16 protein-coding genes are annotated in these 23,027 nt (G+C 43.4%); 14 read left to right on the top strand and 2 right to left on the bottom strand.

Annotated elements, in window-relative coordinates; genetic code table 11:
* The first annotated feature begins 35 nt into the window (after positions 1-35).
* The 7 genes from BLV50_RS07475 (at position 36) to BLV50_RS07445 (ending at position 15,242) form a co-directional block, all read left to right on the top strand.
* Positions 36-1,622, top strand: coding sequence for an extracellular solute-binding protein (locus BLV50_RS07475; protein WP_090806759.1), 1,587 nt, complete (start codon positions 36-38; stop codon positions 1,620-1,622).
* Between the two features lie 166 nt (positions 1,623-1,788).
* On the top strand, positions 1,789-3,456 hold the full coding sequence (locus tag BLV50_RS07470; RefSeq protein WP_256337885.1) for a sensor histidine kinase: 1,668 nt from the start codon (positions 1,789-1,791) through the stop codon (positions 3,454-3,456).
* A complete protein-coding gene (locus BLV50_RS07465; RefSeq protein ID WP_090806757.1) occupies positions 3,456-5,078 on the top strand; it encodes a response regulator transcription factor in 1,623 nt (540 codons plus the stop codon). Before BLV50_RS07470 ends, BLV50_RS07465 begins: the two co-directional genes overlap by 1 nt.
* 84 nt (positions 5,079-5,162) lie before the next feature.
* Positions 5,163-7,394: an FAD-dependent oxidoreductase gene (locus tag BLV50_RS07460; RefSeq protein ID WP_090806755.1), complete on the top strand. Its 2,232-nt coding sequence runs from the start codon at positions 5,163-5,165 to the stop codon at positions 7,392-7,394.
* Positions 7,395-7,411: 17 nt separating this feature from the next.
* Entirely contained in the window at positions 7,412-8,620 is a 1,209-nt protein-coding gene (locus BLV50_RS07455; protein ID WP_090806753.1) for an SGNH/GDSL hydrolase family protein, read from the top strand.
* 297 nt (positions 8,621-8,917) lie between these two features.
* Complete coding sequence (locus tag BLV50_RS07450) at positions 8,918-13,948, top strand: golvesin C-terminal-like domain-containing protein (protein ID WP_218135374.1); 5,031 nt, start codon at positions 8,918-8,920, stop codon at positions 13,946-13,948.
* Between the two features lie 421 nt (positions 13,949-14,369).
* Complete coding sequence (locus BLV50_RS07445; RefSeq protein ID WP_090806749.1) at positions 14,370-15,242, top strand: AraC family transcriptional regulator; 873 nt, start codon at positions 14,370-14,372, stop codon at positions 15,240-15,242.
* Positions 15,243-15,516: 274 nt separating this feature from the next.
* Here the strand turns inward: BLV50_RS07445 and BLV50_RS07440 are convergent, their stop codons facing one another.
* A complete protein-coding gene (locus tag BLV50_RS07440; protein WP_090806747.1) occupies positions 15,517-16,002 on the bottom strand; it encodes a hypothetical protein in 486 nt (161 codons plus the stop codon).
* Positions 16,003-16,681: 679 nt separating this feature from the next.
* Between BLV50_RS07440 and BLV50_RS07435 the strand changes: the two genes are divergently transcribed.
* On the top strand, positions 16,682-17,245 hold the full coding sequence (locus BLV50_RS07435) for a class I SAM-dependent methyltransferase (RefSeq protein WP_079693731.1): 564 nt from the start codon (positions 16,682-16,684) through the stop codon (positions 17,243-17,245).
* A gap of 223 nt (positions 17,246-17,468) precedes the next feature.
* Here the strand turns inward: BLV50_RS07435 and BLV50_RS07430 are convergent, their stop codons facing one another.
* Positions 17,469-17,762 (bottom strand): carboxylesterase family protein, encoded by a 294-nt coding sequence (locus BLV50_RS07430; protein ID WP_090806745.1) that lies wholly within the window; start codon positions 17,760-17,762, stop codon positions 17,469-17,471.
* Here BLV50_RS07430 and BLV50_RS33735 point away from each other — a divergent pair.
* From BLV50_RS33735 to BLV50_RS07405, 6 genes are all read left to right on the top strand, one after another.
* Entirely contained in the window at positions 17,711-17,872 is a 162-nt protein-coding gene (locus BLV50_RS33735; RefSeq protein WP_371129235.1) for a TetR-like C-terminal domain-containing protein, read from the top strand. The two genes, BLV50_RS07430 and BLV50_RS33735, sit on opposite strands and share 52 nt — an antisense overlap.
* A 149-nt stretch (positions 17,873-18,021) precedes the next feature.
* Positions 18,022-18,357, top strand: a complete 336-nt coding sequence (locus BLV50_RS07425) for a hypothetical protein (protein ID WP_063563718.1) — start codon at positions 18,022-18,024, stop codon at positions 18,355-18,357.
* Between the two features lie 207 nt (positions 18,358-18,564).
* Positions 18,565-19,455: a GNAT family N-acetyltransferase gene (locus BLV50_RS07420; protein ID WP_177031135.1), complete on the top strand. Its 891-nt coding sequence runs from the start codon at positions 18,565-18,567 to the stop codon at positions 19,453-19,455.
* Between the two features lie 528 nt (positions 19,456-19,983).
* Positions 19,984-20,754 carry a beta-glucanase gene (locus BLV50_RS07415; protein WP_090806741.1) on the top strand — a complete coding sequence of 257 codons (771 nt, stop codon included), beginning with the start codon at positions 19,984-19,986 and terminating at the stop codon, positions 20,752-20,754.
* Between the two features lie 290 nt (positions 20,755-21,044).
* Positions 21,045-21,923, top strand: a complete 879-nt coding sequence (locus tag BLV50_RS07410; protein ID WP_064637708.1) for an AraC family transcriptional regulator — start codon at positions 21,045-21,047, stop codon at positions 21,921-21,923.
* A 133-nt stretch (positions 21,924-22,056) separates the two neighbouring features.
* On the top strand, positions 22,057-23,010 hold the full coding sequence (locus BLV50_RS07405) for an ABC transporter permease (protein WP_072733090.1): 954 nt from the start codon (positions 22,057-22,059) through the stop codon (positions 23,008-23,010).
* Positions 23,011-23,027: the final 17 nt, after the last annotated feature.

Raw genomic sequence — 23,027 nt, 5'->3', positions numbered from 1 at the left:
AACCGTGATAATATACAAGCAAAGGAGAGGTCAATATGCAGCGTAAGAAGATTTCATTTGCTATTCTGTCGGCAATCTTAGGATTGGGAACGCTACTGTCAGGATGTGGGGGAAATGAAGAAGTTACATCGACAGCTTCGGGTAATTCGCAAGGGCAGTCTGGCCAGTTTGCAACCAAAATGAAAATCTCAATGTTTAACCAAGGCACTTTCAACGCTGCTGCTCCGGTACCTCCACGTGATGAAGATGTTCAACGTAAAATGTTGGAAAAAGAGATGAACATCGACTTGGATATGATGATTCCTCAAGCTGGGCAAGCAACAACCAAACTGAATACACTCATTGCAGGCGGAGATATTCCAGATTTGATCTTCTTGAAGAGTCGGGCTGATCTCGCGCAATATTACGACCAAGGCGTTCTTGCGGATTTGACACCGTATCTGGATCAATTCCCTGAATTAAAGAAACGGTTTGGCAACGACTCATGGGATGCAATGTCCTATCAAGGAAAAACGATTGGAGTTCCAGGCTATGATAATGTTAACGGTATCAGTCGAAGCTTCTTCATCCGCAATGATTGGCTGAAAAAGCTGAATATGGAGGTACCAACGACACCGGATGAGTTGTTCGAAGTTATGAAAGCCTTTACAGAGAAAGATCCGGACGGGAATGGTAAAAACGATACGTACGGATTTATCGGCGGTATGAATAAAGAAGGTAATCTGCAAACCTATGGCTTCGATAGCTTGATGTGGATGTTTGGTGTCAATCCTCCTTCGGCCGTTGAGATAAAAGATAATGAACCGGTATTTCTGTTTATCGATCCCAAAATGAAAGAGGCGCTTGCTTACATTAACAAAATGATGGCCGCCAACGTGGTAGACCCAGACTGGGTGACGATGAATTCACCTGATCTGTTGGACCAAAAGATGTTTAAGGGTAAAGTTGGCTTCATGATCAGAGATGCCCGTAGGCTGGAGCCGGATTATCAGCAGAAAATGAAAGAGATTAGTGGCGAGGTGCCGGAATGGATCGTCATTCCTCCGATGAAAGGTCCTTACGGGGATCAAATTGTAGAAAGAAAATCATTCCAAGGTAATTCATGGGCCATTTCCGCGAAAGCGGATAAGGACAAAATCATTCGGATCTTGTCCATGCTGAATTATCTCTTTACAGACGAAGAAGCTTATCCTAACTTTGCATACGGAATTAAAGGTATTCATTGGGATGTGGTGGACGGCAAGATCAAAAATAAAACCTCCGAGTTATCGAAGGAAATGAAAGAGAAGTACCTGTGGGTCGATCATTATAGAATGCCGCGCCGTGGTGATGATGCGGAGTACTTCAGCTTCCAGAATCCTAAGACGGCGGAGGCTTTCAAGGACAATCAGCAATATGTGGGGCCAACGTTGCCCGGAAATTTATTGACTCCAGACCCCAACGATACTTTGGATGCTGACCGAACTCGTTTCATTAATGAAAGCTTAGTTAAATTTATGACGGGCAAAGAACCTCTTTCGAACTGGGACAATTTCCTCCAAACGTTGGATACTAAGTTTGACATGCAGAAATATAAGGAAACAGCAATCAAACAATTTAAAGAGGCCGGCCTTATCAAGTAAAATAAATAAACAAAGAGAGTGGCTATTCGTAGCCCCTCTCTTTATTAGCATATGCTATTCTTAGTTTACTATAGAATTAAAAGGAAGATGATGGATGCGAAGAAGAATCAGCTTGCCTTTAAAATTATTTTTTCTCGTGTTTGCGTTTGTATTAGGTTGCATCATCTTGATAAGCCAATTGTCTTATCGCTATGTCCAAAAGGAAATAAGAACCAATGACATTTTTTACACCAACCAAATCCTTGACAAGGTAGACCAGTACTTCACTGTTAATTTTTCTTCCTTCCAGACGATTCTCTTCTCAGTCGAAACATCAGTGAAAGCCAATATTGACAATGCGGAAGTGATTAAAAAGCAATTAAGAGAACTGTATGAACTCAATAGTAGTTACGTCAGTAATATATATTTGATCAAAAGCGATTTATCCATTCTAGGCGGAAGTACAGCTACCCGAATATTCGATGAACCTTTATCTGAAAGAGAACCTTTGTTTGATGCGGCTGACAAGAACAGAAGGACTACCTTTGTTAGTGAACCTTACAAATCGAAGTATTCCGGCTGGACCGTTACGATGGTTCGATATCTGAACGGTGCTCCGTTTCCAATGGCCATTGCGGTTGACTTGGATCTAAATGCCATTGAAGAAACCTTGTTCAAGATTAATAAACAAGAACAAATGAATCTGGCTCTGATCACAGCGTCAGGTAAAATCATTGCCGGATTTTCTGAAAATAAAGGACTACTGAATATTCAAGATCATACGTTTTCGATCGGGGAAACGTCAGCGGAACAAATTCTGGATACGACAGAAACAAGTCTCCAACTGCATACCATGGATGGCATTCCGGTCTCCCTTCTAAAAAAACCGACGGAGAAATTCAACTGGACCATCATCTCAATTAATGATGAATCACGCTTGAAAGCAGCTTTGTCCAGATTGGAAACCTATTATATTGAGCTTCTAGCTGCAGGTCTTCTCTTAAGTTTGATCATTTCTTTTTTGGTTGCCAAATATATAAGGAAACCACTGTATACACTCAAAACAAAAATGAAGCAAGTGGAGCAAGGCTTACTCACAACGACAATTACGGTTAATCGAAACGATGAGTTTGGAGATCTTTCACGAGCATTCGATCGTATGCTGCAGCAAATTGTGGAACTGATTCGGCGAGCGGAACTTCATAATGAACTTGAGCGGAAGTTGGAAATCCAGGTGCTACAGTCTCAAATTAACCCTCATTTTCTGTATAACACACTTGGTTCGATCAGCAACGTTATACGTCTCGGACAAATAGAGAAAGTAGATGTAGTCATCGGATCGCTTATTTCATTATTGGAATACGGGATAGACGATGCTTCAGAGAAGGTTTCCTTAAGTCAGGAACTACGTAATGTAGCGGACTATATTGAGATCCAGAACATTCGGTATAACCGAAACTTCCACTTGATTGAAAATATCGAAGCAGGGTTAATGGATTTTCCTGTTTTTCGAATGCTGCTGCAGCCTCTTGTGGAGAATAGCATCTTCCATGGTTATAACGGAGGGGGAATTGAGGGGCCTATTACGATTCATGCGTACAGGGAGGAGAGTATCGTCATCATAGAAGTTGTTGATCAAGGCGAGGGAATTCCAGCTGATAAAATAAAGCATATTTTAACCTCAGAACCGAGTGAAATGGAACTAAAAAGGAAAAGAATCGGGCTAAATAATATTCATAGCCGAATAAGACTTCACTATGGCGATCAATTTGGACTGCAAATCATTAGCATACCTAAGGAAATAACCCGTATACGCGCTGTATTCCCGGCAGAATTGCAAAAAGGAGATGCATAATGGTGAGAGATTATACCTGCTTCATTGTTGATGATGAAGACCTGATCATTCAAAGATTGGAATTGTTTTTTAATGAACTCTCTCATAGGGATAAGCGATTTGTTCTAGTGGGCAAAGCGAATAATGGGCTGAATGGGATCGAGGAGATCATAAAAATTAAGCCGGACATCGTCATATCCGATATCGTTATGCCGCGAATGGACGGAATCTCCATGATTGAGCAGCTCAAGGCGGAGCTCCCCCATACGCAATACATACTTTTGACCGCCTATTCATCCTTTGAATACGCCCAGCGAGCGATTCAAGCCAACGTATTGGAGTACATTGTAAAGGTTCCGCTGAGGGAAGCGGATTTGAATCGAGCTTTGGATAAGGCAGCTGGAATTTTAAATGAGTTTAAGAAAAAAGAAGCGGAATTTCAATCGTTAAACGTATCCGTGCTTGAAAATAAATATAGAGTGCGCAAGCAATTTTTTAACGAACTGATCAGAGGCGAAATTCCTTCTCATCGGGCATCGGATTTTGCTAATCGCATGCAGTTTCATTTCTTTCAAGCGAACTATTGCTGCTTCATCGTTGAGATGAATACGTATGAAAGTTTCCGCAACGAATACGCTGCCGCAGATCAAAACATCTTGAAATATGCGATTACGAATATCATCGAAGAAACGGTAATGAATGGTGGCAGTGGGGTAGCTGCGGATCTGTCCGATAATCGTTTTATTGGCTTTCTATCCTGGGAAAATAACCGCAGTGATATGGAAACGGAATATGCTTGCCTATCACTGGGAGGGCAGATCGTCTCTCATTTGCATCAATATTTGAATCAAAGGGTATCCGTCGCTTTTGGTGGTCCACACCGAGGCTGGGAATCGATCAAACAGGCATACACGGAAGCTAAAAATGTGAGTGAGGATTTCTATTATCATACAGAAAAAGTAGTGAAAACACCGATGCATCGGTTCCAATACGATAATGACAAAAAAGCAGACTTTCAGCAGAAGCTGGCTGATTTTCTTATACGGATGAAAAGGAAGATTTCCAAGGAAGAGCTGGAGAATGCACTTGCCGATCTGTCTCAATTTGTTTCGGACCATAAAATCCACAAGTCCATCATGGCGCCCATGATTAGAGACTTGTACAGAGACATTACCGTAAAGTTTAAATCAGGGAACAAGATGGCCACGGAAGTCCCAGACTTCCCCATGGAATTTATGGCTTTTCAGGAGCAGCTTGCCTATATTGGTGACTTCACATTCGAATACGTACACGCGGGCCAACTATTACATCGTGCAGAAATCATGAGTGCTATGCATTTTATCGAGAAAAACCTGAAACAACGCTTAACGTTGGAGGCAATTGCGGAGGAAGTGAATCTAGCGCCATCGTATTTTAGCAGCTTATTCAAAAAAACAATGAGCGAAGGCGTGATCAGCTACATCAACCGTAAAAAAATCCATCTTGCTCTCGAGTTGTTAAACGTCCGGGATTATTCTTTATTGGAATTGTGCGAGGAAGTAGGCATCGTCAATGAAGGTTACTTTTGCAAACTGTTTAAAGAATATACGGGTGATACACCTAAGCAATATCGGATAAAAATGACACGGTACGAATCCAAATAAGGATGCAAAAAATGTATGATTTTTTCGTGAAATCCTGTAAAAAAAAAGAGGCCAAAACCATTACCATGATAGGAGCATCTAATCATGGAGGTTATCAAAATGGAGCTTATGAAAGCAGATGTAACCGTCGTAGGTGGAGGTATTGCAGGGATATGCGCTGCCATTGCGGCTGCACGCCAAGGTCTGCAGGTTTCACTTATTAATGATCGGCCGGTGCTTGGGGGAAATGCGAGCAGCGAGGTCAGAGTTCATATCAACGGGTCGGCATATCTCGGAAATAGTCCATCCTATTATGCCCGTGAGGGCGGGTTGGTAGAAGAACTCAAGCTGAAGATCTTTCATTATAATCCGTTATACAACAAGAAGCTTATGCTTTCGCTTTCGGATACGGTCTTGCTCGACATGGTTTATGATGAGCCTAACATTTCTCTATTTCTGAATACATGTGTACATGAAACGGGCATGGAGAACGGCAGAATTCAATGGGTGGAGGGCCTTCAATTAGCTTCTGAAAGAAAATTCCGTTTTGAAAGCCCAACCTATATCGATTGCTCCGGTGATGGAATAGTTGGATACCAAGCAGGCGCTCACTTCCGATGGGGAAGAGAAGCGAAGCATGAATACAAGGAGGAGCTCGCTCCAGAAGTGGCGGATCATTACACGATGGGCGATACGATTCTGTTTCAAGCCCGTGACGTAAACTATGCCGTTCCTTACAAAAGGCCTGGCTTTGCGTATGATATCACGAAGCTGGAGTTTTTCGATAGTATCAGAAAAGGATTAAACCATCGGTCTTTTCCAAGGAAAATCAACGGGCTTGGCGGATTGTGGTGGCTGGAATACGGCGGTCATATGGATATTATCAAGAATAATGAAGACATCGCATTGGAACTGCGGAAATTGGTGTACGGGATATGGGATTATATCAAAAATAGCGGTGAGTTTGATGATGTAGACAATCTCATCTTGGATTATGTATGCCCGATTCCGGGAAAGCGGGAGTCAAGACGGTTTATCGGGGAACACATGCTGTCTCAGAACGATCTTACAGCAAAGACTCATTTCGAAGATGCTGTATCCGTCGGGGGCTGGTATATGGATCTGCATGCGAATAAAGGCATCTACGATGAGGGGCCGGCTACAGCGTGGAATTTCGTGCCGGGATTGTATAATATCCCTTTCCGCAGCTTATTTTCACGTAATATTCCTAATCTCATGTTCGCTGGCCGCAATATAAGCGCTACCCATGTAGCTTTTGGGTCTACAAGGGTGATGGCAACCTGTGGTTGTATGGGGCAGGCGGTAGGAACAGCTGCTGCGTTATGCGTAAAATATGACACAGACCCCGCGGACATCGTCAAAGCGCATGTGGATGAGCTTCAGACGCAGCTGCTACGAGACGGGCAAACGATTGTAGGGCTTCAAGAGCAGTTGGATCCTTATTTTGCTGACGGCTTAACGATTCGTGCCTCGTCTCAGCGAAGCTATGAACATCTTCATCCAACTGAAGAGATCTCCTTGGAGAAAGCGTTATGTTTGATCTTGCCAATTCAGACATCCGTAGCTGAAAGCGTGCAGATCAAAATTAAAAATAGATCCGAGCATTCGGAAATGTTGCAAGTGAAGCTATTTGGCGGGGAGCGGAAGGAAAACTATATTCCCGCCAGCGAGTTGAAAAAATATCCCTTGCTTATTTCAGCGGGTTACGATGAATGGATCACGCTGGAACTGGGCTGCGAGAAACCGGCTGATGACAAGGTCTACATCGTATTGGAAGGTTCAGAGAGCCTTTCGATACACACGAATGAAGAGAAAATGACTGGAGTGGTGAGCTTCTTTTATAAACCGGAAGAGCCGTCCAGGCTGAAGAAGCTTAATAAGAGCATTTGCTTTAAAGACCTATCGCCATCCCAAAATATGTATAGCCCTGAGAATGTCGTCAACGGCTTCTCCAGACCTTATGGTCTACCGAACAGCTGGATTTCTGAACGTTCGGAAGGACAGGAGTGGTTGGAATTTGCTTTTGCAAGCCCCAAGAATCTGGATGAAATCCATCTTGTTTTCAATTCGCAGCTGAATTTGGAGCATTTCGACGATCCGATCGAGCCGTTGATTCAAGATTATGATGTGATCTTAACCTTAGAAGACGGAACCGAGAGTGAAATGAATATCCGTGGGAATTATCTTTCGTTGAATAAACATCAGGTGCATGCAAAAGGTGTAACCCGAGTCCGACTTGATTTCTGTGCAACGTATGGTTCGCCTTATTATGAAGTGTTTGCTGTCAAATTTTTTGCTCCTAAAAACGCTAAGTGAGGGCGGGTGAAGTCACGATGAAGGAATTTTTCCCTCGAAGAGGGCTGCCTAATGTCATTCAAAAGTTGGAAAATGGGGAAACAGTAACAATTGTCTATTTTGGCGGCAGTAATACACGTTCTAAAGGATATAGGGTCATGACGGCGGATTGGCTGCGAGGGCAATATCCCAATGCAGATATCCGCTCTGTGAACGCAGGCATTGATGGGACAGGATCGGACCTCGGCTGCGCCCGTTTGGAGATAGATGTACTGCGTCATCAGCCTGATCTCGTGTTTGTTGAATTTGTTGGTAATGATGGCGGAGTTCCCGAATCCAAGGCTCGGATCGAAGGTATTGTCCGACAGATTCGCAAGCACAGCCGGTTTACCGATATCCTGTTTGTGTACACGGTTAAGGAACGGGATTTGACCTCATTTCAATCCGGCCAATACCAGAAGGGCGCTCGTATGCAAGAGGAAGTCGCTGACTATTACGGCATTCCTTCGATTCATCTGGGCGTAGCAGTAAGTCAATTGGTTTTGGATGGAAAGCTCATTTTCACCTTAAGAGCAGACGTATCTATTCCCGGAGCCGTTATTTTTACGCATGATTCGATCCATCCAACGATTCCCGAAGGACATCAGATTTACACGGATACAATCACCCGGTCGTTTGAGAAAATCAGAGAGCTTCGAGATCACGTAGGAAAAGTCGAACATCCCTTGCCGCAGGAGCCTTTGGTCCCGGCCAACCCTTGGGAGTATGCAACCATGCTACCACTGGATAGTCTTACTCATTTTTCCGCGGGGTGGTCTTACATGACCCCTGATGATTTTGCTTTAGTGCGCGAGTATGATTGGTTGTTCCCCGGTCTATGGCGAGCAGTCGATCCCGGAGAGACGATCACAGTGGAGTTTGAGGGAACTCACATCGGATTATTCGATATTGGGGGGCCGGATTCTGGCAGATTGAAGGTGACGGTGGATGAGGGTGAACCTTTTCTTATCGATCGATTCACTTCATATAACGATCATAATCGAAATCAATATGTTTACTTACCGGAGCTACCGAATGGGAAACATACGGTTCGCTTCGAAATCGATCACAAGAAGACAGACAAAGCGGCCGTGTTTGAGGCAAGTGGCAATGAAAGAGGTATGGAACATGTTCGACAACATCCGGCTTGGTATGATCAAACGGTCATTCAGCTTGGGAAGTTGCTATTGGTGCAGCCGCCATTATAATTGATTGGTCTACTTGGAAGACCTATATTCTATCTGACTGCAATGAGCGCTCAATTAGGATGTAGGTTTCTTTTTTTACTTAAAATCGTATAAGAAATTCTTAAAATGAAAGAAATTTCACGGTGATGTGACATGCTAAGATAGAAACGACAGAGCGGGATTAGCCAGAATGTTAAGGTTAATTGCTTTTTTACGATCATTTGATTAAAGGGGTATTACTTTTTGGAAGCGTTATCATTAATAGGAGAGGCTGTGAGTTGTATGGTCAAAAGGAAGCTGTTTTTCTTCATCGTTTTCATGTTGACGATAGTAGTTCCTTCCAGCCTGATCGGAATAAGGGCTGCTTATGCGGAGACCTTACCTTATCAGACCATTATCATCGATGACGGGAGTATTAAGATTAATGATGTTGTGACACCTGATGCGGGTAACGAGAACAATGGATATTCGGCTCCAAATTGGACCACAAGCACAGGGGTGAAGGGGTATGATCTTTCCAGCACCCAATATACGAGTACAGCAGGCAGAACGATAACATGGAACCCACGCTTGGAAGCAGGAACGGCGAAAATATCTTTCTATAAGCTGGATTGGGCGGATAAGGCTGATAGCAATGTGAAAATCGAAATTGTTCATAATGGAACGACGGATGTAGTCTTTATGGATTTAAGACCCTCATCTGGCGCTCCACCTGGTTGGGTTGATTTGGGAGAGTACTATTTTTCCGGAGTTGGTGAAGAATTCGTTAAATTAACCCGGTCTACCGGCACCACGAACACGATCCTTACGCGTGCGGATGCGGTCAAGTTCGAAGGGAATATAAGGCAGAAAGAACCACATAAGACGATCATCATTGATGATGGAAGCCTCACAATTGATAATGTCGTCACTGTTGATTCAGGCAATGTCAATAACGGGTTCTCTGCTCCTTATTGGACCACAAGCGCAGGAGTAAAGGGATACAATAATTCCAGTTCCAAATATACGGATGCTGTAGGTAGAACTATCACATGGAATCCGCGCTTGGAAGCAGGGACGGCGAAAATATCGTTCTATAAGCTGGATTGGGCGGATAAAGCAGATAGTAATGTGAAGATTGAGATTGTTCATAACGGGATAACGGATGTCAAGTTTATGGATCTAAGACCTTCGTCAGGTCCATCGGTTGGATGGGTGGATCTGGGGGAGTATGAGTTTAGTGGTGATGATAGCGAATTTGTCAGGCTGACTCGAACGCAACCTACGACGGGTACGATTATTACACGAGCCGATGCAGTCAAGTTCGAAGGAAATATCCGGCAGCAAGCACCACCCTTGCCCCCGCTGCGGAGCCGCACATTAGCGAATCTCAGTTATACGGAAAAAGGCAGCATCGAAAATGCTAACTATAAGGCGACCTTCTATGAGGCAGCATGGGATGGGGGGAAATCCATCGTTCGTGACATGTTCTATAAGAACACGGACACGGGAAACTGGACGCCAATCAATAACGTATCGGAAAGACTTGAGGAGCAATGGGTTTTATTGGATGGGAATGCGGGCAGCCGAACCAATTACTACGATACGATGAACAAACGCTGGATTACATTCGATGGGGTCCATTTTCCCGATAACCACACGGCGGTGTTAACCGATTCTACGCATGGCAGTGATTACGATTTTGAAGTGAACTGGTCCATGGCAGGGGAAAAACCAGATGTTTCTTTCGCCTTTACGCCTCGTCGCGACGGCAATTATGTGATTGGATATCAGTCCTTCACAACAGAGGCAGTCTCGGGCATCAATGAAGTGTTAAATGGATTCAGGTCACATGCCAAAATGGTAGGTACAGTGGAATCAACAAGTTTGAGAGAGCTGAGCGCTCCGATGAGCCTGGTTGAGAAAAATGATGGTTCGGGAAATCCATTAACGTATGGTGTATTTGTACCTTCGGCAGAGCTTCCGGTTGAATTTGAACCGACGGGAGGCGTTACGAAACAACGGCTTGGCATGAGTCTGGTCAACAACGAAGGCAGCGTGCAGCCAATCTTGTATGCGCCTCAATTAGGAACTTATTCGCAAATGACCGCAGAGAGCACTTATCAATTTCATATGGGGCTAATCGCTCAAAAAAGCAATCTGTATGAATCCTACGCGGATATTCTTCGCAATGAGTACGGTTATTCAGCATACCGCGAAAATGTGTCAGATCAGTCGCTTACTGACGCGATGTTCAATATGATCGATTTACTTAAGATTGAGCCGCAAGGGGACGACTCTGTTAATTATGTCCCGTCACCCAGCGGGTGGTGGAGCCGTGCCAAGGGATTTATTGATATCGAAAACGAGGATAGCGTCCGAACAAGCTCGAATGCGGTTCTTTTGGGGGCTTACTATTTGACTGGGGATGACCAGCTTTACGATACGAGAGCACTGCCGTCCGTCCAGTATGGCGTATCGCGAAATGGTATCGGTTGGTCGCCGACGCAGAAGAAAGTATACGGTGTGCCTTCCTTATGGAAAATGGCTACTCTGCCGTTCGATGTTTCAAGTGTAGCCGCTGTCAATCAGATGATGGGTACTTCGGCAGGAATTGGGGCGCTGGCACAGGAAGAGTACCTCATGCGTGATCCTGACCAGAAAGACCGGGGGCCTGTCATTCAACCCCTGATGATGTATCGTATGACAGGAGAGGCGCAGTATTTGCAGGCTGCCAAGGATGCAGCCGATAGTTATATCTTGCAATATATCGATACGCCTGCATCCGTGGATGTGAGTAAAAATGAGTTCATTTATTATTATAGTAAGCTGTGGATGGAGATCTTGGAGCTTTATGAGGAAACTCAGGATCCCAAATACTTGAATGCCGCTTATAAGGAAGCCAAACGGTATGCAACGATGTTCGTTGCTCGTCCAGTTCCTGAAGGTAACGTTACGATTCCTCAGCCTGAGACGTATAATTACGCGGAGTCGTTCCATTGGCCGGAAAGTGGTAAATTTCAATATCCTAGGCTCAAGCTTCCAGAAGATATAGCTGGAGGTGTTCAAGCGGATACTTGGCTTGTTTCTCCGAGCGGATTGACGTTTGAAGCAGGAAGTACAACCGGCTATTATCGAATGAATGCTCAGGAAGCTCCATTCATGCTGAGATTGTCGCTCTATACAGGGGATAAACTGCTGCAGGATATTGCTCATAATGCGGTTATTGGCCGATATTCCAGTTATCCAGGTTATTACTATAAGGGTTTCGCCGTTAGTCAACTTGAACCGGATTTTCCTCTGGAAGGCCCCAGTGGGGCTACATCCATATATTACCACCATATTCCGGGGCAGCTTGGGCAAACGATGGATTATTTGATCAGCGAACAATCATTAAAATCGAATGGAAGTATTACATTTCCTTCCGTATTTGAAACGAATTTTTTATGGTTCAAATATCACCTCTATGGGAATAAACCTGGTCAATTTTATGGTAATTCCGACGTTTGGCTTTGGATGCCCAAGGGGATTATTAAGACCAACCATCCTCAATTGAATTGGATAACGGGTGAGAGCGGTGATAAATTCTACATCGGGCTAAGCAATGCATCGTCAGAAGAAGTTCAGACTCCGATCGAATTGAATGAACAAATCATTGGATTCAAACCGACACAGGATTATACCGTAACGATCATTCGCGACAATGGTACACCAGAGCAAGCAGTTATGAGTGGCGGAATCATTCAAGCCACGGTTTCAGGCAAGGGCATCACCGCTATCATTGTAGAAGGACTTAACATTGACGTGCCACTGCATCAGGTTAGAACGGCTGATACATCGGATGCAAGCTATTTCTTTGATACCCACAGTCCAATTGATGCGGTTAAAGGTATGCTGATGGTTAAGCCTGACGAAACGGTATACGATGCGTATGTGCAGGCAAAAACGACAAAACCAGCGACAATCCATTATTCCTTGGATGGCGGGGCTACGTATACGACCGTCCCAGATACGATATACCCAATGGAATGGTCGATACGGGTGAATGATTTATCCGAAACCTTCACGTATTATGTGGAATCGGAGGGGAAACAGACCCGCAAGCGGACACTCTATCTGCCTGATCAGGTTACGGAAACTCCAGTCCAACCCGATGGGCAGGAGAGTTCATCTATCATAGTGGATAATACGGAGGCGGAGACAGAAGGCGTCTGGATAAGGGATACGACGGCTGACAACTATTACTATGATAACTATGTGTATGCCAAATCTACGGCTGGCACAGCGACAAGCAAAATGAGATGGCGGCCTGAACTGCCGGAAAGTGTCACTTACAGTGTATATTACAAGATTCCGCAAATCACCGCTGCAAGTGAAAATTGGACAACGAATGCCTCATTTACCGTGTATTACAGCGGAGGCTCCGAGACCGTTACTGTTGATGAGACAACAGCAAATGGTACTTGGGTGCACCTAGGGGATTTTCCTTTTGCTGCAGGCGATAGCGGGTACGTGGAACTAACCAATAAGGCCAACAAGTCTAGGGTCGTTGCCGATGCGATCATGTGGGTGGACGCGAACCAGATACCGCAATTGGAGTCTGCTGTGATCCTGTCTGATCGGAACGAGTTGCAGATGACCCAAACCGCACAGCTGAGCGTAACCGGCTATTTGGATAACGGTTTGATCGGTGATCTAACACAGGCCAATGTGCAGTATTTCGTTGATCGTACGGATCTGGCCGAAGTGGATAGCAGTGGCATGTTGACCCTTCTTAATCTCGATGGGAACACGGATCACATAGAGGTATGGGCTACTGTCACGATTGACGGAGTGACCTTAACCACACCTCCTTTGAACATCACGATCAAGGACCTAACGGTTATCGTCGACAGTACAAATACAACTGGGTTATATACGACAGAAGGTTCTTGGAGCCAAAGCAATTTAGCCGGATACAAAATTGGGGTTAAATCCCGTTACTCAACAGTTCAAGGATCATCCGCAACGTGGAAAGGCCAGTTTCCAGAGGGGAAATATACGGTCTCGATCTACAAGCTCGTCCATACGACGGGAAATGATAATAATGTCAAAGTGGAAGTGAAGCATAAGACGGGTACCGAGGTCACCTATATCGATGCAACGGTCGGCTCATCGGGTTGGGTTAATCTAGGAACGTTCGACTTTACGGGTGACGGTAGCGAGTATGTCCGGTTAACCAGGGTTACTCCTACAACGGTAGACCCTCCAACGCTTCCTGCGGATATGATCTATACGAGAGTTGACGCAGTTATGTTCGAACGGCATTCCGATGGTTCAGAGCTGCTTGCAAATGAGGCGCCAGGTGGTGAACCGATACTTTCTGAATAATAGCGGTGTTGCGACAGGCTTACATGATGCAGTTAGTTGTACTTGTGAGTTATTGAGGTGATGCTATACAAATTATTGTGAAATTACCCTAAAAGCTGAGTGGATGAGAACAATCCATTCGGCTTTTTTGGTCGGGGGACAAGAACATGTTCCCATTGAAGGCGCTCCTTTTTGCAAATGCTTTAAAAAGACACGATTAGTAATTTAATATATTATCTAATAACAAGTAGACGTAAATTAATACAGGTTTGCCATGGGCCATCAACTTGACGTTGAGCAGTGTTGGACAAGAGCGGAGAGGCGTTTAATGGGGCTGGTCAGGAAATCATGAAAGTAGCAATGCCTGCAAAATGGTGCAGGGAATGTCGGATACGAGAAGAAAGGCTCTGATATGCTTAGATCAACGAGGGAGGGAAAGATCATGAATGCACTAGCACGATTGAATGAGGGCTTGAGCTATATTGAGGAGAATCTAACGGATTCTGTGGATATGAAAGAGGTAGCACGAATCGCCTGCTGCTCGGAATACCATTTTACACGTATGTTTTCCTTTCTAAGCGGCATTACTTTGTCAGAGTATATCCGACGTCGGCGCTTGACGCTGGCAGCTCTGGAACTAAGCCGGAATGACAGTAAAGTCATTGATGTTGCCCTCAAATATGGATATACTTCTCCGGATTCCTTCGCTAGAGCTTTTCAGAGCATGCATGGGGTTACGCCCTCGGAAGCGAAAAATCATGGTCCATCACTCAAGGCCTTCCCTCGAATGACATTCCAATTGACCATTCAAGGAGGAAGCGAAATGAACTACCGTATTGAAGACAAAGAGGCCTTTCGGGTTGTGGGTATCAGTAAAAGGGTGCCGATCGTGTTCAACGGGGTAAACCCGGACATTGCTGCGATGTATCAACGTCTTACGCCGGAATTAATTGAGACGATTAAGAGGATATCCAATGTTCAGCCGCTTGGGCTAATTAGTGCTTCGGCTCATTTTAGTGAGGAACGGATGGAGGAAAAGGGGGAACTAGATTATTATATCGGTGCAGCTACGACCCAAAAGGCTCCTGAGGGTTTGGCACAACTGGAAGTGCCTTCCTCGACATGGGCAGTGTTTACTGTCGTTGGTCCTTTTCCCGGTACGCTTCAGGATATCTGGGGAAGAATCTATTCCGAGTGGTTTCCTTCTTCAGATTATGAGCTGAGCGAAGGACCGGAAATCCTGTGGAATGAGCATAAGGATGTTACTTCTTTGCAATACAGAAGCGAGATATGGATACCAATACAGAAGAGATAAAGCTGTTTATCTTCATAAGTGTGGGGTGGCGCAATAGATTTAAATCGCGGATAAAGAAGAGTCCCATCCTCAATTTGTATTCCTATGTAGTGAGCAAGCGAGAATTATTGAATTTTTGAGTTGCAAATGTCGGTTATATGTGAAACACCAAAAGATCTCTTCATTATTGAAGAGATCTTTTGGTGTACAACAACTGTTTAATGAGAATCAGATTACATTACATAATGATGACAGATGAGTGCGTGAATCCATTTGCAAGGTACTGTTATGGTGTTTAATGTCCACCTGTATCGGAAGCCCAGACAGGATACCAGCCCAAGGCCGGATTTTCATTGTTGTACAGTACCAGATTGCCGTCATTTTGCATGATCAGCACATTGCCTCTAAGATTGGCTGGCACATTGTCTGCTCCATAATATGTCTTAGACCATACTAGGTTATCTGACGTCCAATAAGGTGTGTTTTGCGGATCTGATATAACCAACTTCCCGCTGAAATAATTAATCTGGAGTTTATGTATTCTTGTGTCCTTGGTTTTGCTGCTCCATATCATCTTGCGTGCCTTGACGTCCCAGATCTGCGCATCACCATAATTATCAAATTGAAACGAAAACCTGATATTGTTTGACACTAACCCGCCACCGGCGACGTTATACATCGTGTCATAAATCAGACGATCTCCACTGGCGGCGGAAGTCACAGGGGAAAATGAAATCAAAAACAAGAGCATGGCAATACATGATAAAAAGACTTTTTTCATAGAACATCCTCTTTTCCTGATATGTTTAAGTGACTTATCAAATATATCATATATTTTTCTTTTATGGATAAAAATTGAATAAAATTCGCCTGCCAAGAGACTGTCATACGCAAACGGCCTGTTCTCTGAATGAGGAGATCGCGATTCATTAACTTTAGCAGAGCTTCTGGCGACAAGGCGATATGAGGATAAAATAATGAAAGATGCTCGAAAAACGATACTTCTTTTTACGTTTTCGTCGAGATTGGAGCGACGGGCTATTAGGCTTCATGGTCGAGTACCCAACAGACTTACAAGACTGAGGAGAACGATAGCAAGCACCTTACTCCATGTTTCATGCCAGCTTGGATCGTTGGTGATAGATGGAGGATTCTGCCAATTTTTATGAAATATCGGGTTAGGTCAAGTGTAGGAAATTAGGGGGTTGGTGTGTTAAACATTGTTATTTACAAATCTTATTTTATACATTATAGTTATTATGGATAATGAATATCTTTAATGTGCTCAGAGAGGTAATTTCGGTGGTTAGAATAATATATGAACTAAAAAGCCTATAGAAAATCTCCTAAGCAGAACTTGTTGATCCCTTAGTTCAACAGGCAAGACTGGGATCTACCTAGACGTCAGTTGGAAAAAAACCAAATATTCTTACAAATACGATTATACAGGGAGTATAAAAATGAATCCAAAACTACAAAGAAAAATTGAGCACTTGGAGAATATTGAGAGGTTCCCAGCAGAGGAGTTATTTAAGTTTATACAGCTTAATAAAGAGGATGAATTATTAGATCTTGGTGCCGGTACAGGTTATATAAGCTTTTCTTTTGCTAAATATGTGAAAAAGGTAGTTGCGTTTGATTACGATAATGATATTTTACAGTATCTAGAGCTAAAAGCTAAGGAAAAAGGGATAACTAATATTGAGACCACCGCTGCAAACTTTAAAGAAATGCCATTAGAGAACGATAGATTCGAAAAAGCTGTTGCTTCAATCTCGTTACACGAGGTTCAACCTCTTTCATTGGTGTTGGATGAAATCCACAGAGTTTTAAAAGACAAAGGGATCTTTTTGTGCATTGAATTAGAGAAGACGGAGATGACTAATGCTCCAAGGGTTTCATCGAAGGAGATGGAGGAAGAAATCGTTAAGGCAGGTTTTACAGTTATTGATACGATTCATCCACCAACACAAGTTGCTAACCAACCCGTCTATATCATTATTGCACAGAAGAAGGGTTACTAGTGAATCTGCTTTCAATTATAGTTCCCATAAGGGACGGCGAAGCCGTCCTTTTTGCTACATAATATTAAGTTCTTATTCTGAGACAAGACAAGAAACTTGGTTGTATCCGGAAATAACAGAGGAGTTGAAAGCTTATCGAATTGATCATACAGGGTGTAATTGTAGATTCTTCTCTCATAATCGGAAACTTTTACAAATGTCTTTTATTCTTTAAATGAAGATCTTAATTCAATGGCGCCCAAAATGGTAGTATATCATCGTTAGGGTCGCCACTCTTGGCGAAATTTACCCAATACGTAAAGCAGAAAATAGCGAGTCGGTAATTAATCGTTACGAATACAACTCCCTTTTTTGCCATGTTTTCGCCCTTGTACAAGTCCATGGAACCTGATCCGTTTTTAAATGTCCCTCCATGGATGTACACCAATACAGGCAGCTTTTCCTGATCTGATGTAGCACCTAACCATACATTTAAATATAAGCTGTCTTCACTTATTTTTTCATTATGTTGGTTCATCGATTGGTGTGCTGGTCCAGTGGATTAAGAATAACCAACGCGAATCCCCCGAAGATATGGCCGAAATAGTCATGCATCAACTATTGTCCAACTACAACAGATTAATTTGAAGTTCGGAATAAATGTAGTGGGGCCTTCTTTAACCTGTAATTAATTCTTAATCTATCTTAAGATAGCTGTATATGCAGTTTGAATAGGATCAAGATTTGCATATTGATCAAATTTGGCGATGTACTAAAGATGAGGAGGACGATGTAGAATGGAATTCAAGTTTGGGGACGCTGCTATTCTTCTACCCCCTTTACACATTACAATTATCGCAATAATTATTATTTTCTTTTTAATAAGGTGGAGCAAGCAATTAGAAACAAGACGTTTTACGGTTTTCTTTTACTTTTTAATTAGTACTTTCATTACTTCCATTTATTCTCGTGCTACAACAGAAGGTGTCTTTCAGTTATGGATTCCCTTAGGATTTATAGCGGTTTTCTTTTACTTGTTTCGCAGCGAAAGAAATCATCCTTCTAAGATGAAAGCGAGTATTTTAGGGCTTTCTATAGCAATGTACCAGTTAATTCTTCAATATTTAGGATAGATTTTAATATTTATTGAACATAGTTCCAATACACGGTATAAAAATGCGATGAAGCCGGTGGCGTGAGATGGAGATTTGAACTAGTTGTTCGACTCGACCATGGCTCCCTTACTTTTCATTATCGAGCGGTTAAAGTAGAATGCATATAGGTTGGGCGAAAATACGAAAATGATCACATTAAACGAAGTAAAAGAGAGGTTTGTACTTATGACAATGACGTTTAGGAAACTAAGTGAGCTATCGATGGAGGAAAATGTACGTATTTGGAATCTAGGATTTGAGGGCTATTTTATACAGATGGTCATGACGATTGATGCTTTGATGACCAGGATTGTTAACGAAGGACTTTCCTTGGAGAATTCACTCGCTATTTATGTGGATGGTGAACCTGCAGGGTTTGTCATGAATGGATTTCGTGACGTAGATGGAAAGAAAGTGGCATGGAACGGTGGGACAGGTATTGCGCCTGCATTTAGAGGGCAGGGCATTGGCAGAGCGCTCATGTTAAGAAATCTAGAGTTGTACCGAGAACAAGGCGTGGAACTTGCGTTACTTGAAGCGCTCACCCAGAATGAGAGTGCGATCAAGCTATATCAGTATGTGGGGTATGAAATTACGGATCGATTAATGATTTTACAACATACGGGTACAATAGATCCCCAATTATTGAAGCGATCTGTTGAGCATCCCTTCTCTATCACCAAAGGATTGCCCCGTGATGTATATGCGCTAGACTTCTATCGAGGTTTATCCGCTTGGCAGACACAATGGCCTAGCATGAAGGAGGGTGAATCTATAATCATTAGACAAGATAGCGAGCCTGTATGCTATGCGTTGTATAAGCGAACATTTGATCATGAGGGTAAAATGGTAACCATTTCGCTCTATCAATGTGAGGTCCTTCCAGGGCGGGAAGATGCAGAGGAGATTTATAAGCTTGCACTCAGTGAACTGTTCGCCCCGTTAGACTATGTTTGCAGACGAGGGACATCTAACCTGCGTAAATCCAATCAACCTCTGAACGATCTATTGTTAAAATTAGGTTTCACAACGAATGTTGAGCAAGTGCTCATGATGCGAAATATGGATCTTAACTAAGATAAAAGAGAAACAGATAGATAATAGTAATGTTGACTTACAAATTTTTTTAGCATTCGTTGAATACATGATACAAGAAATAAAGCAACACACATCATTAAGCAAACGGGACACGATAGAGCAAAAAAACAAGAAGACAGCCGATCACGATCGGCTGTCTTCTTGTTTAACTAACCGACAGGACAGTTCATTGGCAATAGCGTCACTATAGTGCTCCAATATGCACAGATTTCCGAGAATATTTGCAAAATAGTATCGCAGGTCGCTACCTAAGATTAGAGATAAGAAGGCTGAAGAAGACCGTAACAGGAAGGAACTATAGGCTGTTTGTAGCCTTTTAACTAATGGACTGATGCGAAAAACCGTTAAATATTGCAGTTTAATCATTGAAATGATTGAGATTTACTACATTTTTACATGTAGTATGAAGTTGATTCAGGATGGAATTATTCATTCCGGAATCCCAGAAATGCTTAACTTGTCGTGCTTATGTTTTCTTAATTACATCCCAAGGAAGAGGTGTTGTTCATGAAAAAGTTAATGGATTTTAGAAAGAAAATGTTGGCCGTGTTAATGGCAAGTGGCCTGATATGCGCGATGCTATTACCCATTCAAGCGTCGGCGGCAGACATTGCTTTTAACGAACCTTTAAACGGCGTGAATCCTAATTTGTTCTATACCTCAAATGGATGGGCTAATGGTCCAGATTTCGGAGTGGGCTGGAAGGCGGTTAATCAGGAATTCGTGAATGGAATTATGGCTCTGCGACTTGACAATACTGGGTGTCCCGCCAGTTGCTCGGGGAAAAATTATGCTTCCGCTGAATATTCGACCCATGTGAAGTATGGCTATGGCCGGGTTGAAGCACGTTTAAAAGCGGCTTCAGGAGTCGGTCTTGTCACAAGCCTCTTTACGTATTCCGGGCAAGGAACAGGTACATCCAATGACGAAATCGACATTGAAATTTTGGGCAAAGACACGACGAAGATGGAAACTAATTATTTTACGAATGGCGTAGGCCAGCATAGCACGATTATCAATCTGGGGTTTGATGCCTCGCTCGATTTTCATAATTATGCGTTCGAATGGTCGCCATCATCCATTAAGTGGTATGTAGACGGTAAACTGGTCCACACGGAGAATGGATCACGTGGAACACTTCCAACCAGTCCTGGCTATATTATGGTAAATCTGTGGTCGGGCTCTGGACCGGCTGAGATATGGACAGGAAAATTCAATTACCCAGGTATGCCGGTACGTGCCAATTTTGATTGGATCAAATTTAAACCGGCCAACTGACGTTCGAAAGATGGAATTTATAACGAAACTTACAAATAAGGTGAAATAATCTGAATATAACTCTGAACGATATGGCAGAAGTTGAAGTCCTGAAGAATTAGCAGTGATAAGGTGTATATGAAAGGCACTACAGAGTTTACTCTGTAGTGACCTTTTAAAAAGCTGTCCCGGGTCAGTAGTGGCTCTTGGGATAGCTTTTTTATTTACAACAATGGAATATAGGTGATAAAGTTTTTTACAAGATATGTATTTGGTAGCGCTTACAAGAAAAGTTGTGGGGGGAGTTATGAATGCCATCTATCATGAGGGAAGAAGTGGTTCCGAAGGAAAAGGTAAAAATGAATAAGAATTATCCAGTTTATATCGGCGACACGATTGGTGTGACTATCCATTATCAAAAGCTTCATTGGCATAATGTTCTGGAGATTAATTATATCAAATCCGGCACGGGCTACTACATCATCAACGGTCAAAAATTTGATTTCCAGCAGGGAGATGTGCTGCTCATCAATTCGAATGATCTTCACTGCGCTTACGAAACGAAGGATCTTGTCATGACTGTCATTACGTTCGATTCGACCTGGTTTATTCATAACCTCCGATTCGATCCGGAGCTATTCAGCCCGTTCCGCGACATAGACAAACATTACACGAATCTAATCCACCGTGATCATCCGGCCATGGACAGACTGCGGTCACTTCTTCTTGAACTCCAATTGGAGCATGAGAGGGAGCAGCGTTCCTACGCTACGGTTGTATATTCGCTTATACTCCAGTTTCTGACTATAGTAAATCGGGAGTGTCGAATAGAGGGGATTTGCGGTAGTCAACACCTCATCAGTGAGAGACAGTATGAGAAGATACGTCAGGTGATTATGGTTATGGAACAAAACTTCGCCCATCCATGGACGCTGGAGGAGCTGGCCTCTCTTGTCTATCTCAGTCCTTCAAGGTTCAGCGAAATATTCAAACGCGCGGTCGGCATGCCTCCGATGCTGTACCTGATCCATATTCGACTGGAGCAAGCTGTCACAATGCTGGAGGGAGGCCATATGAAGGTAATGGATATTGCTCTGGAATGTGGCTTCCGCACGCTGACCAACTTTAATCGGCTGTTTAAAAAGCACATCGGCATGACGCCAAAGACTTCACAAAAGCAAAATCCCTAGAAATCAGTAATATAGTGCTATATTTTACTGGTTTTAGCAGAGAAATGAACTGGTGCAGGAGATACAATGAAGTGGCAAGCATCTCATAATTATGTTAATAAATCTAACACTAAATTAAAAAGGGGAGATGCCAATGCCGCAAGTGGAGATGAGCAGCAAAACGAAGCCGCTTGTTAAGAAAAGTCACCTGCACCGCTTTCTGAAGCAATGGGATATTCAACTTATGGTGCTTCCGGCCATGATGTTTATCCTGGTCTTCAGCTACATTCCCATGTACGGAGTGCTGATGGCGTTTCAGGACTACAGTTTATTCAAAGGGTTTCTGAACAGTCCCTGGGTAGGCTTCAAACATTTTGACGCGTTTTTCGGGACGCCGGAGTTTTGGACCATTATGCGGAATACTCTCGTCATTGGCATGCTTAAACTGTGCATCGGGTTTCCGGCCCCCATCCTGCTCGCGGTGATGCTCAATGAAGTAGGGAAACATTCTTTCAAAAGAATTGTTCAAACGATCAGCTATTTGCCTCACTTTTTGTCGTGGGTCATCGTATCGGGCTTTGTGATCTCCATCTTGTCTACGGACAACGGCAGCCTAAACATACTGCTGCAGAAGCTGAGTCTTATCGATGAACCGATTAACTTTCTGTCGGAGCCAAAGTACTTTTGGAGTATTTTGACGGTAACGAATGTGTGGAAGGAGATTGGTTTCTCCTCCATTGTGTATTTGGCGGCAATTGCGGGCATCAATCCCCAACTGTATGAAGCCGCTTCCATTGATGGTGCGAGCCGTCTGAAGCAGATTTTTTCCATCACTATTCCATCCATTATGCCAATTATCGTTGTGTTCTCGATTCTGGCTATCGGTAATTTCCTAAATGCAGGGTTTGAGGACATATTGCTGCTGGGAGGCAATCCGGTTTTGCGAGATGTTAGCGACGTGCTGGACACCTATGTATATCGAATTGGCATTCAGAACAGCCGATACTCCTACGCAACGGCGGCAGGGCTGTTTAAGGCCATCATCAGCGTCGTGTTATTGTCCGGAGCCAACTATTGGGCTCGTCGATCGGGGAACAGCCTTTGGTAGGAGAGAAGGGGGAGAGA

Source organism: Paenibacillus sp. 276b, from assembly GCF_900107875.1.
In the GTDB taxonomy this organism is placed as follows: domain Bacteria; phylum Bacillota; class Bacilli; order Paenibacillales; family Paenibacillaceae; genus Paenibacillus; species Paenibacillus marchantiae.
Note: the sequence above shows the minus strand (reverse complement) of the source record. Positions and strands in the feature narration are given on the sequence as shown.